Raw genomic sequence first — 14,302 nt, 5'->3', positions numbered from 1 at the left:
GTGCATATCAGCTGCCACGATGAATCAGCGTCTGCACGCCGTTCTCGAATGTCGAGGCGCACTTGGAGGTGATCTCCATGTCCACCGTGCAGTTGATCATCGCCAGATGCGTCTCGACCAACTCTGCGCTCGTATACTTGCCTGATGCGGTCAGACGCTCGAGCGCGCGCTGCCCCGACTGCCAGCGGTCCGACAGCTGTTCGAAGTAGTAGCGCAGGCCGCTACGTTCCGGCGTGGCGGGCGCCGCCAGTCCCGCGTTACTCGCCTGCGCCGACGGTGAATACATGAGCATTGCGAACTTCTGCGCAGCGCCAGGTGAAGCCGACATGCGGCCCACGCCGTTACCCTGCGACTGGACGTCGGGCACGTAGCTCAGCGGGTTCGGTGTGATGGAGCTGTCCATGGGAACCTCAGGGTCGAACGTTGTAGTGACGGAAATACTCGACAGCGGCCGCCGGCCGCGCCTCGACGGGCTCCGGCTGTCCGCGTTGCAGCTCGAGATAGCTGGTTGCAACACTCACCGCGCCGTGATCATTTCCCCGCGCAATCACATCTTCGAGCAGCTCGTATCCGGCGGGATCCTTGATGTGAATCAACATCGTGCCCAACACGGCGCGTGCCAGCTCCGAGTCCGGATGGCGCTCGATGACATCGCGGATCGCAGCGATCGCCTCCGACATTAGGCCGCGATGTGCCTGCATCAACGCGAGTGCGACGAGCGGCGAAGGCTTGCCCGGCTTCAGCTGCGCGAAGCATTGGAAGATGCGTTCGGCTTGCTCATGCAAGCCGAACTCCGTGGCCAGGAAACCGACCTCCGCAAGGCGCTCGAGCAGAAGTGGATCGGGCGCGCGACGTCGCCGCGAACCAGCACCGACGCTCGGCGCCAGATCTGGCGACGCCGATGCGTCCGATCCGAACGACTGCTCGAGCTCTTGCTTCGACATGTGGCGCTTGCGTCAGCGACGCGACGGCGCCAGCTTGGCCTGGCCGTCCTTCTCGATCACAGAGTTCACCATCGACGCGATGATGTTGTACTTGGTGATCGCCAGGTTGGCTTGCGTCAGCTGTGCGGCCGTCGCATCCGCGGTGAGTCCATTGGTCGCCGCACCAGCGGTACTCTCCGCGGCCCCGACCAAGCCCGGCAGTCCATTCAGATTGATAGACATGATGCTCTCCTCAGAAACTTTCCATCGCCAACTCACACACTCATCGACTATGTCACGCGCATCCTCATGGATGCAGCGCATTCCACACCGCTTCGATCACTTCAGTGCACTGCTGCGTTCCTGTCACGAGCGCCGCGGTAGTTTCGAAATCCGGTGCCGGCAGCGGCTCGTGCAATCGCCGGCGAGCCTCGCCTTGCGCAGCGTTGAACATGTCGCAGTACTCGCGTTTCACGGCCCCGCTGTCATCCGCTTGCAAGCGCGTCGCGAGCTCGCCCAACGCCACGCCCGTCGGGACGGTGATCATCGCCGGGTCCTCAACGCTGCGACGTAGAACTCGAACTCGCGTCCGTCGCGCTCGAACTGGATCTTGTCCAGCGCAATGCGGTTGATGGTGAAGCCGTCGAACTGCTCGCCCTCGGTGTAGCGCTCGCCCCAGGGGCCGATCAGATAGCGCTTGTTTCGAAACATCAGCACCGAGAACTTCTGCGTCAGGCGCGCCGGTTGTTCGGCCGGCAGTGTGGCGACGGGAGCCGCGGCAACAGCAGCCGGAGGCGGCGGAACGACCGAGACCTGCAGCGCTCGCAGACCCGGAACGTCATGCGCGAGCACGCGAAGCTTTCCAGCAATCGCCTCGCTCGAGACCGCCGTCGCGCACGCGAACTGACCGGAGCCCTGATATTGGGGTTCGCACTCGACTTGAGCGAGCCGCGACATCCGCTGCACCGATTCCAGCATCTCTTCGACGCTGTAAATCTCCAGGCGCGGCGCGAAGCCCGAGGCGCGGCTCGCGCTCAATAGGCCGTCAGCCTGTTGCCGGGTGGGAACATAACCAGTCAGCAACAACTCTTCGCGCGACGTAGTGCTCGCTCCGATGGCCAACTCGCTGCCTGACGGCGCCACTCGCTTCAGCCAGGCGCGAGCCTCTTCGATCCTATTCGCCGTCAGCTCGAACGTCGGCTCGGACAATGTCGCATACGCCAAGCCGATGACACCCAAGATGCCCAGCAGCACCATCGCAAACAATGCATATGGGTTGAGCTGACGCAGGGAACGAACGGCCTGCAGCTTCGCCTTGGGTGGCTGCAAGGCGCGCTCCGCGATCGTCCAATCGCCGTTCTGCGGACCGACGGCGAAAGCCGCTTCGCCACAGCGCACCGGCACGAAGTCACCGAGGCTGGCGACTTCACCCGCCGCGATCTTGCGCTCGCCTACAGTCATCGGAGCGTCGAGCGCGCGACAGGTCAGTCCGAAATCGTCGATCTGCACCAGACAATGGCGAGGCGCGACTTGTGAATCGAACAACACCACCGAGCATTGCGGCGCCGAGCCGACGAGACAGCGCTCTTGATCGTTGAGCGCGAGATCGGCTCCTCGATGCACCCCGCTTAGAATTCGTAGTTGCCTGCTCATGCGCTCCGCCATCCGTTATCCGTGCGCCTCAAATCCTCTGGATATGACTTTGACGCAGCTGATGAGCGGTGCATCACGTTTTCGCACAACATGAGCGTTGACCCGGACGGATTCGGACCACCGCTTCAGAGGCTCGACCCGAACGAGCGGCGCGGACGTCCGCACGAGGCTTGATCGCACTCATGCATTTAGCCATACAGACGGCCGCGTCACACCGCTGCCGCGACTTCGCGCGCTGGCTCGTTCATCTCCGACGACCGGCAGCTTCAACTCGCTGATCGCCGTGGTGTTCATTACCTCGTGCAGCAGCGCTCTGAGGTCCTGACCACGCTGGTTGAAGCGCAGGCACGCCTCGGCAAGATAGAGCGGGAAAAACTTCATCGGGATTTTTCGGAATGTTTGCAAGTGCACGCGCGCATGACACCAGAACGCTTCCGCAGGATGCAGCACGAGCGCCGCACGCGTCGTTCTCGGCACGATGACGTACTCGCCTTGTACCTGGAGACAGGCGTATGCCTGCGCGTCATCGACTTGAACCACACCGCCGACGGCTACGCGTTCTCGCAGCATCGGCAGGATGCCAGCTGCCGCTCCTGGCGGAGCGGATATCTGAATGGCAGGGCCGCGTTCGGTGATGCCGACGATGATCACGCCGTGAGTCGTAGACCATCCGCGCATCATGGTGCGAGCTCCACGCGGCGGCGGCTTGCACTCAACGACGTTCAATCCATCGCAGGGCAGCCTTTCGAACTTCGCGCAGCACGCACGAGCGAGGCGATAGAAGCGCTCGCGACTGTCGGTGCACGCGTGCTCAACCGTGCATTGTGCGGCAGGCACCCCGAGCACGAATGCATCGAGCAATACTTGCTTGGCCTGCTCGCTCAGCCGCATCGAATCCCACACGGACTTCCATCGGTAGCGGCGCCCGCAGGACTGACACTTCAGTCGTCCATCGCCCAGCATCCACGCGTCCATCGATTCGCAACGCGGACATCCCTTCATGACAGCCCCTGTGACTTCGCGAGCGAGCGGTGTCGTCATCGCTCGACGCTGCGGCTACGTCACACACTCGTGTGTCCCTCCTCTTAGACGCACCGCTCCCGCCAGCACCCCAGTGGCTGAGCCGTCCTTTTTATTTCAACGTCCAGTTCATCTTGATTCCCGGCCAATTCTCATTGATGAACTTGAGCACGAAGCCGCTTTGCTCGGCGGACTGCTGCGTTCCCGTGACTTCGTTCAGCTTGTACGCCGGGTTGGTGAGCACCCTCTGATACAAGTGCATCAGGATCTGCTGGTCGTATGGAATGGGATCGGGCCCCGGCTGCCCCTCCGCGACGAAGCTGAGCGGTGTGTAATCTTCGCCCGTTCCCTTGCAGAAGAATTCGCGCGTGAAGCTACGCATCACGTCGAGCACGTGCGCTTGCTGCGCGGCTCCCAGCGAGCTGAAGTTGTACTTGGGGTCGCCGACGACCTTGTCGATGACGACCCGGAAGTTGTAATCGCTCTGATAGCGATTCAGCAGCGCCTGCTGTTGTCCGGCGTTCAGCTGCGCGAACCCCAGCGTCGACATCAGCTTCAGCTGCGCGGCTGCCGCGTCGTTCTCAATGGGTTGTTGCAACAGCCCGTCGATGACACCGAGCAAATCGTACGACGTGCTCGGGCCCATCTGCGGATGCTTGGGACCTTGACTGGCTCGCGTGAACAGCGCGAGCAGTTGGATCTGCTCCTGCGGTCGCAATCGATTGTTGAACTGAGCACTGCCCAGCATCGTGACGAGCTTGTTCGGATCCGCGCCCGCGGAATACGCCGTGATCACCGCCGCCTTGAGCGGCTCGCTCATCGTCGCAAAACCAGGAATCGTCGCGAGCCATGCATCGAGCTGTGCTTTCTTGGCCAGATTCACGCCACCCTGGTCACCCCCGACTGCGGCGTTGTATGCGGTCCCCGATGGCTGACCATCGACGACGGCAGGAGCCTGCTTGTACAGCGTGGAGGGATCGATGCGCACCTTGATTTCGGCGCCCGTGTTGATCACGTGCGGGTTGCTGGTGCCCGGTCCGGTGCCGTCGATGCGACGAAAGCCGTTGTCGTCGCACACGATGTCGAGTTGCTTGATGATCTCCTTCGGGTTTTGCTGAACGTGGCGTAGCGCAGTGGGAAAATTCTCGCCCGTCGTTTTCATGCGCTCGAGAACCGCCTGCTCCGTCGCGATTCGCCACAGACAATCATGGAAGGGCGCAGTAGGGTCCTGGGTGGTCGGTACCGCGGCTGCCCACTGCGAAACCCGCACGTACGGGTCCGTTGACGCGGTATTTGCCGCCGGCAAGGTATCTTGCGTCCGGTACTGAACTGGAAAGTCAGCAGCAGAGAAGGCCATCGCTTGCTCCTTGCAACTCGCTTCGCGTATCGGATGTGGCCGATGCGAATCGAGTGTAGCGAGCAGGCATGGCGGTATAGCGCGGTTACGCGTATGCGAGCGAAAATATTCTCACTGCCCCGACGATACCGGACCGCTGACAGCAGACGCGAGTGCTCGCCGATCAGGTCGAGTTCTTTTCTGCTCACCTGATCGATCAGAACTTCGATGCGGCGCGTGTTCTCGACGCCCTTCTCCCGTACGCGGACACAGGCATGGGGTGTGGAGTCCACGATGGCGTGTGGTACGAGCTGGACATCGTCCACAGCGGGAGGAGATTCGTCATCAGCGCGAGCAATCCTGATCAGTGCAAATGATGAGGGCTCAGCGGCGGTCAACTCCCTACTCGAAGCCACGTATCAACGTGGATGATCGTGCTCAACTATCTGAGCCGCGCATCGAGTAGAACCGCAGTACACGACAAATCGAGTCACCCCGACCATTGGTTACTAAAAAATGAATAGCTGACCGATGCCGCACCAAGCGAGCTCATTGACGACATGCATGAGGCTGTCCTCAAACGCGGCGGCATCGGCTATCTCGACCTGGAGCAAAACTGGGGGCGGTCCGTTGGATCGATCGCAGGCGCGTCAGAAGGAACAACCTGCTGCCGAGCCAATGTTAATGATGCAGCCAGACCACTTGCCTCGGCGCATCGCCGACCCGTTGCTGACTCCGCCCTTCGGCCCGAGTCATTGAAAGAAATCTGCCCTCTATAGAGGACATTCTGCATCGCCGGGCAGCCTGCGCGAGCGAAGCGTTCATCCATTATGTTTCTCTCTCACACTGGCGTGTTGCGAGATCTCCATCATCGTTGCTTCACTGGCGTCGAACACCGTCAAAGCCATGCAGCGAAAGATCGACGGGGTGATTGGGTGGAAGGAAAGGTGTGGGTGATGGCGCCCGATGGTCGCATCCTGATCGGCATGGTGGGGTACCACAAATGAGCCGAAGGTCGTTAGACAAGGGCTCGGTCCGAGCCATCGGCAAGGATCGCATCGAGTTCATGATCTGGATTGAAGGCAAGCGCTATCGACCGTGGGTCAAGTGCACCGCCAGTGAGGCGAACCTGCGGCGTGCCCAACGACAGCTCGAGCAGAGTAAAGATCGGATCGCCGAGGGCACGTTTAATCTGGCGGAGGAGTTCCCGAAGTACCGCTTCAAACACAAGCTGCCAGCACGATCACTTACTCGCGCCTGGCGAGGATCGCCCCGGAGCACGTCGGCTTCACCGCCGGCACGCTCAACGTGGATGGCGATCTGTCACGCCTGAGGCCGAAGACCAAGAAGACCTATAACAACCTCGTGAGCGCGATCCGCTGCTGCTTCGAGCACGGCTACAAAGACCATCCGCACCACCACAACCCGGCGAGCGGGTTGAAAACCTTTCGATTGGGCAAGAAGGACCATCGCCCGCCCGACCCGTTCACCATCCAGGAAGCCGAAGCCAACATTGCGCGCTCCCATCGCGAGTTCGGCGAGGCGCACGGCTGTTACGAGGAGTTCCGGTTCTTCTCAGCGCTGCGTCAGTCCGAACAAATCGCGCTCACCCTCCAGGATTGCGATCTGATCAACGGCAGGATCCGGATCACGAAGGGCGTTGTGCTTGCCCGCCACAAGGATTGCACGAAGACGGGCGAGGATCGGGAAATTGAGCTGTGCGGCCGCGCGCTCGAGGTGTTGAAGCGCCAGCTTGCGCTACGAGGGACCTACCTGCGCGCGGGTCGAATCAATCATTACTTCGTGTTCTTTCAAGACAGCGGCGCAGCGTCAAGGAGCATCAGTACGCGTACGGTCGATGGCTGTATGTGACCGAGCAACTGCGCGTGCGCTATCGCAGCCCTATCAAGCGCGCGCCTCATACATCAGCTGGTCGCTGATGATTGGCAAGAACATCATCAAGCTTGCGCAGGAAGATGGTCATAGCATCGAGACGATGTTGAGGAATTACGCCGCGTGGACGAAGGGCGCGACGGAGGCAGACATTGCGGTGATCAAACGAGCGATGGAAGCATCGCCCAAGCCGCCAGCGCACGATCTCAGCGGCACCCAACGCTCCCCATTTTCTGCCAGTAGCGGGCTGGGGCCGGCTCTCGTGGAGAAAACGTAAGGAATTCAAACAAAGGAACTGGCGGAGCGGACGGGACTCGAACCCGCGACCCCCGGCGTGACAGGCCGGTATTCTAACCAGCTGAACTACCGCTCCAGCCGCTAGAACCTTTGTTAAAACTTCGACCCTTGCGGGTACAACTCTTGTCAGGGAGTTGGTGGGTGCTGAGGGGATCGAACCCCCGACATTCGCTGTGTAAGAGCGACGCTCTACCGCTGAGCTAAGCACCCGTTCGTACTGGTCAGTACTCGCGTAACCCGCTCAATCAGAACCCTGATGACCGAGAGGTTGTTTAGACCCCCCGTTTCGAAGGCGCGCTAATTTACAGCATCCTTTAGAGCCTTACCAGCTTTGAAACCAGGAACTTTCGTTGCTGGGATCTCGATCGGCTCATTGGTGCGCGGATTACGTCCGGTGCGGGCCGCACGGGCCTTCACTACGAACGTGCCAAAGCCCAACAGCGACACCGAGTCGCCTGCCTTCAGCGCGCCCGTGACGGCGTCGAAAACCGCATCGACGGCACGCGTGGCCTCGGCCTTCTGCAGGCCCGTCTTGGTGCTCACGGCGTCGATCAGTTCCGCTTTGTTCATATCCGGTTTCCTTCTTGTAGAAAGCCTCGCTCCAGACGACTACGTCAGGAACGGGGGCGCGTTATAGCAGCGAGCGGCCGAGAAAGGAAGCGCAGTGCCGCGAATGCTGTCGGGTAATTCTAGACGCAACGCAGACCAAACCGGGCCGGAATCGTGCAATTTGCCCTGATTCCGGACCCGGTGTCGAACTGGTTAATGCGCCCTCACCTGCTTGTTGGAGCGCTTGGCGACGCGCCGCGGGCGCGGCTTGTCATTGCCACGCGACGGCTCTGGAGCGGCCGTGATCGGTGCGGGCATGTGTTTGAGTGCTACCTGCAACACCTCGTCGATCCACTTCACCGGCTTGATCTCGAGGTTGTCCTTGATGTTCTGCGGGATCTCCGCCAGGTCCTTGGTGTTGTCGTCCGGGATCAAGACCGTGCGAATGCCGCCACGGTGCGCAGCGAGTAATTTTTCCTTGAGACCGCCGATCGGCAGCACCTGTCCGCGCAAGGTGATTTCGCCCGTCATCGCGACATCCGAGCGCACCGGCACCTTGGTGAGCGCCGAGACCAGCGCCGTGCACATGCCGATACCCGCGCTCGGTCCGTCCTTGGGAGTTGCGCCTTCGGGCACGTGAATGTGTACGTCGACCTTCTGGTAGAAGTCCGGATCGAGGCCGAGCACAGCAGCACGGCTGCGCACGACCGTCATCGCGGCCTGAATCGACTCCTGCATCACCTCGCCGAGCTGGCCGGTGTGCGTGAGCTTGCCCTTGCCGGCAACGATCGCAGACTCGATGGTGAGCAGCTCGCCGCCCACTTCGGTCCACGCCAGGCCCGTGACCTGGCCGATGTGATCCTGCTCCTCGGCACGGCCGTAACGGAAGCGACGCACGCCGAGATACTTCGACAGATTCTTCGGCGTGATCGTGATGTGGTCCGGCTCGCCCTTGGTGAGCAACTGCTTCACGGCCTTACGACACAGCTTCGAGACTTCGCGCTCGAGGTTACGAACGCCCGCCTCGCGCGTGTAGTAACGAATGACGTCGAGCACGGTGCTTTCGGAAACCTTCAGCTCGTTGTCCTTCAGGCCGTTCTGCTTCATCTGCTTCGGAATCAGATAACGCTGCGCGATCGCGCTCTTCTCGTCCTCGGTGTAGCCGGGCAGACGAATGACTTCCATACGATCCAGCAGCGGCGCCGGAATGTTCAGGCTGTTCGCGGTACACACGAACATGACTTCCGACAGATCGAAGTCGACTTCGAGATAGTGATCGTTGAACGTCGAGTTCTGCTCCGGATCAAGCACCTCGAGCAAAGCCGACGACGGATCGCCACGGAAGTCCATGGCCATCTTGTCGATCTCATCCAGCAGGAACAGCGGATTGTGCACGCCGGTCTTGACCATGTTCTGGATGATCTTGCCGGGCATGGAACCGATGTACGTGCGGCGGTGACCGCGAATCTCGGCCTCGTCACGCACGCCGCCGAGCGACATACGCACGAACTTGCGATTGGTCGAACGCGCGATCGACTGGCCGAGCGACGTCTTGCCGACGCCCGGAGGTCCGACCAGACACAGGATCGGACCTTTCAGCGTCTTCACGCGCTGCTGGACGGCGAGGTACTCGACGATGCGCTCCTTCACCTTCTCCAGGCCGTAGTGATCCTCGTCGAGCACTTTCTCGGCCAGGTTGATGTCGTTGTGGACCTTGGTCTTCTTCTTCCAAGGCGCCTTGACCAGCCAGTCGACATAGTTGCGCACGACCGTGGCTTCGGCGGACATCGGCGACATGAGCTTCAGCTTGTTCAGCTCGCTCATCGCCTTGTCGCGCGCTTCCTTCGGCATGCCGGCCTTCTGAATGCGCTGCTCGAGCTCGGCGAGCTCGTTCGGCGCGTCTTCGATTTCGCCGAGCTCCTTCTGAATGGCCTTCATCTGTTCATTCAGGTAGTACTCGCGCTGGCTCTTCTCCATCTGCTGCTTGACGCGGCCACGGATGCGCTTCTCGATCTGCAGTACATCCATCTCGCCTTCGATCAGCGCGAGGATGTGCTCGAGACGCTTGCGCACGTCCTGGATCTCCAGAACTTTCTGCTTGGCGTCGAGCTTCAGCGACATGTGCGCGGCGACGTTGTCCGCGAGACGGCCGGGCTGTTCGATACCTGCAAGCGCGGTCAGCACTTCAGGCGGCACCTTGCGGTTGAGCTTCACGTACTGCTCGAACTGCGAGGTGACCGAGCGCGCGAGCACGTCCATTTCGCGCTCGTCGTAATTCTCGATGTCCTTGAACGGGCTGATGTCGGCGGAGAAATACTGGCCGGTCACCAGCTTCTCGATCTTGGCGCGCTCGGCGCCTTCGACCAGCACCTTCACCGTGCCGTCGGGCAGTTTCAACAACTGCAGAATGGTGGCGACCGTGCCGAGGCGGTACAGGTCCTGTGCACTCGGATCGTCCACATCCGCCTGCTTCTGCGCGACCAGCAGGATCTGCTTGCCGGAGCGCATCGCCTGATCGAGCGCGAGAATGGATTTCTCACGGCCGACGAACAGCGGAATCACCATGTGCGGATAGACGACGACATCGCGCAACGGCAGGACGGGCAGCGCCGCCGCAGGAGTCTTGTCGGATTCGGGAGCGTCAGGGGTATCGGTGCTCACGCGCTTTACCTTGTGGTGAGCGCCGGCACGAATCCACCGGCGCCGCGAAAAAAGAAAGACTCTAAAAGGAGTCTGGGTCGAACCGAAAATACCGGAAGCAAAGCAGCCCTGCTAGTTCTGTGCCACGCAAAAGCCAACGGGTTTTCCGATGTATGGAAAAACTGTGAGGCGGTGCGTGTCGCGACGAATGCGAATTACAGGGTTGGGCCTATTGAAATCAAAAAGGCGCATGCCCGGATAAAGAAAAACCCACCGCCTCATCGCTGAAGCGGTGGGACTTTTACTTCTTAATGATCGCTGCCGGTCGGACGGCGCTCTTCAACGGCCGCGAGACGACCATCGTCGGCGTTACCGTACAGGACATACGGCTTGCTCTCTCCAAGGATGACCTGCTCGTCGACCACAACTTTCTGCACGTTGCGCAATGACGGCAATTCATACATGGTCTCGAGCAGCACGTTCTCCAGGATCGTGCGCAGACCGCGCGCGCCGGTCTTACGTTGCATGGCCTTCTTCGCCACGGCCTTCAGCGCGTCGGTGCGGAACTCCAGCTCCACGCCTTCCATGTCGAACAACTTGCGATACTGCTTGCTGAGCGCGTTCTTGGGCTCGAGCAGGATCGACACCAGCGCCGCTTCATCCAGCTCATCGAGCGTCGCCACTACCGGCAGACGGCCGACGAATTCAGGAATCAAGCCGAACTTGATCAGATCCTCGGGCTCCACATCGTGGAACACGTCGGAGCCGTGCGGACGCTCGGCGGTCTGACGTACGTCGGCGGTGAAGCCGATGCCCGTCTTCTGCGTGCGGTTCATGATGATCTTTTCCAGACCCGCGAACGCGCCACCGCAGATGAACAGGATGTTGCTCGTGTCCACCTGCAGGAATTCCTGCTGAGGATGCTTGCGACCGCCCTGCGGCGGCACCGAGGCGATCGTGCCTTCGATGAGCTTCAACAGCGCCTGCTGCACGCCCTCGCCCGACACGTCACGAGTGATCGATGGGTTGTCGGACTTGCGCGAGATCTTGTCGATTTCGTCGATGTAGACGATGCCGGTCTGCGCCTTCTCGACGTCGTAATCGCACTTCTGCAGCAGCTTCTGAATGATGTTCTCGACGTCCTCGCCGACGTAACCGGCTTCGGTCAGCGTCGTTGCGTCGGCAATCGTGAACGGCACGTTCAACAGGCGAGCGAGCGTCTCCGCGAGCAGCGTCTTGCCGCAGCCGGTCGGGCCGATCAGCAGAATGTTGCTCTTGGCGAGCTCGACTTCGTCCTTGGCGCGTGCCTCGGAAGTCTTGGTCTGCAGACGCTTGTAGTGATTGTAGACGGCCACCGACAGCACCTTCTTGGCGCGCGGCTGGCCGATCACGTACTCGTCCAAGACCTTCTTGATCTCGTGGGGGCGCGGCAGTTTGTCGCGCGTGCGCTCGGCGCGTTCTTCGAGCTCTTCACGAATGATGTCGTTGCAGAGCTCCACGCACTCGTCGCAGACGAACACCGACGGGCCGGCGATCAGCTTGCGTACTTCGTGTTGGCTTTTGCCGCAGAACGAGCAGTACAGAAGCTTGCCGTCGTCGTGTTTGCCGCGTGAATCGTCGGACATGCATTACCCTCGAAAACCGGGACAAATCAACCACTTCTCCATCGATCGTGGTGCCCCAGCGTATTACGAAATCGCGTCACGGTCGCGACACTATTGCGTCCGGGCTATATAGCACGCGCCGCCATCAGGCTGCAAAGACGCCCTTTCCGGGCTTTTTGCAGGCTTCTCCCCGGTTGGAGAGCCCAGGGAAACCCCGACCTGACTCGCCCTATACAGGACCCTGCATGAGGCCGTCAGAGGCGGCCTTCAACGGGTCTTAGCGACCGAGCGCCGCGGCTGCCGCCAGTGCCGGCTCGCCCCGCTTTTCCATCACGCGGTCGATCAGGCCATAGCCCACTGCTGCCTCGCCGCCCATGAAGTTGTCACGGTCGGTGTCCTTGCTGATGCGTTCGACCGTCTGGCCGGTGTGCTTGGACATGATACGGTTGAGACGCTCGCGGGTTTCCAGCACTTCGCGCGCATGGATGTCGATGTCCGAAGCCTGGCCCTGAAAGCCCGCCAGCGGCTGGTGGATCATCATCCGTGAGTGAGGCAGCGCGTAGCGCTTGCCCTTGGCGCCGCCCGCCAGCAGCACCGCCCCCATGCTGGCCGCCTGACCGACGCACATAGTGCTCACGTCCGGCTTGATGAACTGCATGGTGTCGTAAATGGACAGGCCGGCGCTGACCGAGCCGCCCGGCGAGTTGATGTACAGCGAAATGTCCTTGTCCGGATTTTCCGATTCCAGGAACAGCAGCTGCGCCACCACCAGGTTCGCCATGTGGTCCTCGATCGGGCCCACGATGAAAATCACGCGCTCTTTCAGCAGCCGCGAGTAGATGTCATAAGCGCGTTCGCCGCGAGCGGTCTGCTCGACGACCATCGGGACAAGGTTCATGGTGGCCATCTATGAGTGCTGATTTTCAGTAAGTGAGGAAAGCGGGACAGCGATGTGTGGGGGCTAGTTTAGAAGAGGCAAGAGCCCCTGCAATAGCGACCGTCTCACGCCGTCCCGCTGCTCGAAATTAGGCGCCGAAATTCATGATTTCCTTGAAAGTCGACGGCTTGTCGGCGACCTGGGCGCGCTGCGCGAGCCAGTCGATCACCTGATCTTCCAGCACCGCCGCTTCCATCTGCCGGCGGAACTGCGGGTTGGAGCGGTACTGCTGCAGGGCCTGACCCTGGTCCGGATATTGAGCGGCCAGCTCTTCGAAACGCGACTGCACCTGGGCCTGGTCGACCTGGATATTGGCGTTGCGAATTACCTCGCCGATCAGCAGCGACAGCGCTACGCGGCGGCGAGCCGTGTCCTGAAAGCCTTCCGGGGGCGGAATCTGCGAAGCGTCGCGGGCGCCCATACGACGGGCCGCGTCGAGCTGCAGATCACGCACCTGGGCATCGACCATGGACTTCGGCAGCTCGATCGGATTGGCCGCGAGCAGCCCGTCCAGCACCTGCTTCTTGACGCGCGCCTTGATCGCCTCGTTCAGCTCGCGCTCCATGTTTTCCTGAACTTCCGAGCGCAGGCGCTCGATGCCACCCTCTTCCACGCCGTAGACCTTGGCGAACTCTTCGTTCAGCTCGGGCAGCTGGCGTTCTTCGATCTTGTGCACGGTGACCGCAAATTTGGCCTGTTTGCCGGCCAGATTGGCGGCGTAGTTGTCCGGGAAGGTCAGCTCGATGTCCTTCTTGTCGCCCGCCTTCGCGCCGCGCAGGCCGGCTTCGAAGTCGGCCAGCATGCGGCCGGCGCCCAGGTCGACCGGGAAGTTCTCGGCCTTGCCGCCTTCGAACGGCGTGCCGTCGATGGTGCCCTCGAAATCGATGGTGACACGGTCGGTGTCACGCGCTTCGCGCTGCACTTCCGAGTAGCTCGGACGCTGCTCGCGCAGGTTCTGAATCATGGCATCCACGTCGGCAGTGCTGACCGTCGCGGCCGGGCGCTCGACGCTCAGGCTCTCGACGCCTTTGAGCTCGATCTGCGGCAGAACCTCGAAGATAGCGCGGTATTTCAGGTCACCGCCCTGCTCGAGGTTGATCGGCTCGATGCGCGGGCCGCCGGCCGGCGTCAGCTTTTCCTGCACAACGGCTTCGTTGAACGTGCTCTGCATGACATCGCCCAGCACTTCCTGGCGGACCTGCTGGCCGAACTGCTGGCGCACCACCTTTACGGGCACTTTGCCCGGGCGGAACCCCTTCAGACGCACCGTGCGGCTCATGCGCTGCAGCCGCTCGTCGACGGCCTTTTCGACGCGTTCGGCCGGAACCTGCACTTCCATCCGGCGCTCCAGGGCCCCGGTCGATTCAACTGAAACCTGCATGGTCGAAACCTGCCTCAAGTCACGAATGAGTAATGTCTGCGGCGCCCGCCTCGATCCGAAGCACGCCCG

Annotated in this window: 16 protein-coding genes and 2 tRNA genes; 4 read left to right on the top strand and 14 right to left on the bottom strand. The window is 61.3% G+C overall.

The features are described from left to right. Positions 1-7: 7 nt before the first annotated feature. The 7 genes from EK373_RS22510 to EK373_RS22480 all read right to left on the bottom strand — a co-directional run bounded on the left by EK373_RS22510 (position 8) and on the right by EK373_RS22480 (position 4,953). On the bottom strand, positions 8-403 hold the full coding sequence (locus tag EK373_RS22510; RefSeq protein WP_129646166.1) for a hypothetical protein: 396 nt from the start codon (positions 401-403) through the stop codon (positions 8-10). Between the two features lie 7 nt (positions 404-410). Next, complete coding sequence (locus EK373_RS22505; protein ID WP_129646164.1) at positions 411-944, bottom strand: HrpB1 family type III secretion system apparatus protein; 534 nt, start codon at positions 942-944, stop codon at positions 411-413. Positions 945-956: 12 nt separating this feature from the next. Beyond that, complete coding sequence (locus EK373_RS22500) at positions 957-1,166, bottom strand: hypothetical protein (RefSeq protein WP_129646162.1); 210 nt, start codon at positions 1,164-1,166, stop codon at positions 957-959. 64 nt (positions 1,167-1,230) lie between these two features. Then, entirely contained in the window at positions 1,231-1,470 is a 240-nt protein-coding gene (locus EK373_RS22495) for a hypothetical protein (protein WP_129646160.1), read from the bottom strand. Next, complete coding sequence (locus tag EK373_RS22490) at positions 1,467-2,576, bottom strand: FHA domain-containing protein (RefSeq protein ID WP_157994489.1); 1,110 nt, start codon at positions 2,574-2,576, stop codon at positions 1,467-1,469. Before EK373_RS22490 ends, EK373_RS22495 begins: the two co-directional genes overlap by 4 nt. Before the next feature lie 180 nt (positions 2,577-2,756). Continuing rightward, positions 2,757-3,578 carry a hypothetical protein gene (locus tag EK373_RS22485; protein ID WP_129646156.1) on the bottom strand — a complete coding sequence of 274 codons (822 nt, stop codon included), beginning with the start codon at positions 3,576-3,578 and terminating at the stop codon, positions 2,757-2,759. Positions 3,579-3,708: 130 nt separating this feature from the next. Continuing rightward, positions 3,709-4,953, bottom strand: a complete 1,245-nt coding sequence (locus EK373_RS22480; protein ID WP_198683552.1) for a hypothetical protein — start codon at positions 4,951-4,953, stop codon at positions 3,709-3,711. 152 nt (positions 4,954-5,105) lie between these two features. On the opposite strand from EK373_RS22480, the gene EK373_RS22475 reads away from it, so the two are divergent. The 4 genes from EK373_RS22475 (at position 5,106) to EK373_RS22460 (ending at position 7,102) form a co-directional block, all read left to right on the top strand. Beyond that, positions 5,106-5,309: a hypothetical protein gene (locus EK373_RS22475; RefSeq protein ID WP_129646152.1), complete on the top strand. Its 204-nt coding sequence runs from the start codon at positions 5,106-5,108 to the stop codon at positions 5,307-5,309. Positions 5,310-5,935: 626 nt separating this feature from the next. After that, positions 5,936-6,265, top strand: a complete 330-nt coding sequence (locus EK373_RS22470) for an Arm DNA-binding domain-containing protein (protein WP_129646150.1) — start codon at positions 5,936-5,938, stop codon at positions 6,263-6,265. After that, positions 6,241-6,804 (top strand): hypothetical protein, encoded by a 564-nt coding sequence (locus EK373_RS22465; RefSeq protein ID WP_157994488.1) that lies wholly within the window; start codon positions 6,241-6,243, stop codon positions 6,802-6,804. Before EK373_RS22470 ends, EK373_RS22465 begins: the two co-directional genes overlap by 25 nt. Positions 6,805-6,871: 67 nt before the next feature. Beyond that, positions 6,872-7,102 (top strand): hypothetical protein, encoded by a 231-nt coding sequence (locus EK373_RS22460; RefSeq protein WP_129646146.1) that lies wholly within the window; start codon positions 6,872-6,874, stop codon positions 7,100-7,102. Positions 7,103-7,121: 19 nt separating this feature from the next. Here the strand turns inward: EK373_RS22460 and EK373_RS22455 are convergent. The 7 genes from EK373_RS22455 to tig all read right to left on the bottom strand — a co-directional run bounded on the left by EK373_RS22455 (position 7,122) and on the right by tig (position 14,233). Next, a tRNA-Asp gene (locus EK373_RS22455) sits at positions 7,122-7,198 on the bottom strand. 59 nt (positions 7,199-7,257) lie between these two features. After that, positions 7,258-7,332, bottom strand: a tRNA-Val gene (locus EK373_RS22450). Positions 7,333-7,419: 87 nt separating this feature from the next. After that, entirely contained in the window at positions 7,420-7,692 is a 273-nt protein-coding gene (locus EK373_RS22445; protein WP_116811090.1) for an HU family DNA-binding protein, read from the bottom strand. Between the two features lie 192 nt (positions 7,693-7,884). After that, positions 7,885-10,332, bottom strand: a complete 2,448-nt coding sequence (gene lon, locus EK373_RS22440) for an endopeptidase La (RefSeq protein WP_232831195.1) — start codon at positions 10,330-10,332, stop codon at positions 7,885-7,887. Between the two features lie 287 nt (positions 10,333-10,619). Next, positions 10,620-11,936: an ATP-dependent Clp protease ATP-binding subunit ClpX gene (gene clpX / locus EK373_RS22435; RefSeq protein ID WP_129646144.1), complete on the bottom strand. Its 1,317-nt coding sequence runs from the start codon at positions 11,934-11,936 to the stop codon at positions 10,620-10,622. A 256-nt stretch (positions 11,937-12,192) separates the two neighbouring features. Beyond that, the gene (gene clpP, locus EK373_RS22430; RefSeq protein ID WP_129646142.1) at positions 12,193-12,822 is read right to left on the bottom strand and encodes an ATP-dependent Clp endopeptidase proteolytic subunit ClpP; all 630 of its coding nucleotides are present in this window, start codon (positions 12,820-12,822) and stop codon (positions 12,193-12,195) included. Between the two features lie 118 nt (positions 12,823-12,940). Continuing rightward, positions 12,941-14,233: a trigger factor gene (gene tig / locus EK373_RS22425; protein ID WP_129646140.1), complete on the bottom strand. Its 1,293-nt coding sequence runs from the start codon at positions 14,231-14,233 to the stop codon at positions 12,941-12,943. Between the last annotated feature and the right edge of the window lie 69 nt (positions 14,234-14,302).

Origin of the sequence: Peristeroidobacter agariperforans, from assembly GCF_004138335.1 — a bacterium.
GTDB classification, from domain to species: Bacteria; Pseudomonadota; Gammaproteobacteria; order Steroidobacterales; family Steroidobacteraceae; genus Steroidobacter; species Steroidobacter agariperforans.
The sequence above is the reverse complement of the archived record's forward strand: the minus strand, read 5'-3'. Positions and strand labels throughout refer to the sequence as shown.

Bases quoted from the DNA above. Each gene is read 5' to 3' on its own strand.
- EK373_RS22510 (WP_129646166.1), bottom strand. From the start codon at position 403: ATGGACAGCTCCATCACACCGAACCCGCTGAGCTACGTGCCCGACGTC.
- EK373_RS22505 (WP_129646164.1), bottom strand. From the start codon at position 944: ATGTCGAAGCAAGAGCTCGAGCAGTCGTTCGGATCGGACGCATCGGCG.
- EK373_RS22500 (WP_129646162.1), bottom strand. From the start codon at position 1,166: ATGTCTATCAATCTGAATGGACTGCCGGGCTTGGTCGGGGCCGCGGAG.
- EK373_RS22495 (WP_129646160.1), bottom strand. From the start codon at position 1,470: ATGATCACCGTCCCGACGGGCGTGGCGTTGGGCGAGCTCGCGACGCGC.
- EK373_RS22490 (WP_157994489.1), bottom strand. From the start codon at position 2,576: ATGAGCAGGCAACTACGAATTCTAAGCGGGGTGCATCGAGGAGCCGAT.
- EK373_RS22485 (WP_129646156.1), bottom strand. From the start codon at position 3,578: ATGAAGGGATGTCCGCGTTGCGAATCGATGGACGCGTGGATGCTGGGC.
- EK373_RS22480 (WP_198683552.1), bottom strand. From the start codon at position 4,953: ATGGCCTTCTCTGCTGCTGACTTTCCAGTTCAGTACCGGACGCAAGAT.
- EK373_RS22470 (WP_129646150.1), top strand. From the start codon at position 5,936: ATGAGCCGAAGGTCGTTAGACAAGGGCTCGGTCCGAGCCATCGGCAAG.
- EK373_RS22460 (WP_129646146.1), top strand. From the start codon at position 6,872: ATGATTGGCAAGAACATCATCAAGCTTGCGCAGGAAGATGGTCATAGC.
- EK373_RS22445 (WP_116811090.1), bottom strand. From the start codon at position 7,692: ATGAACAAAGCGGAACTGATCGACGCCGTGAGCACCAAGACGGGCCTG.
- clpX (WP_129646144.1), bottom strand. From the start codon at position 11,936: ATGTCCGACGATTCACGCGGCAAACACGACGACGGCAAGCTTCTGTAC.
- clpP (WP_129646142.1), bottom strand. From the start codon at position 12,822: ATGGCCACCATGAACCTTGTCCCGATGGTCGTCGAGCAGACCGCTCGC.
- tig (WP_129646140.1), bottom strand. From the start codon at position 14,233: ATGCAGGTTTCAGTTGAATCGACCGGGGCCCTGGAGCGCCGGATGGAA.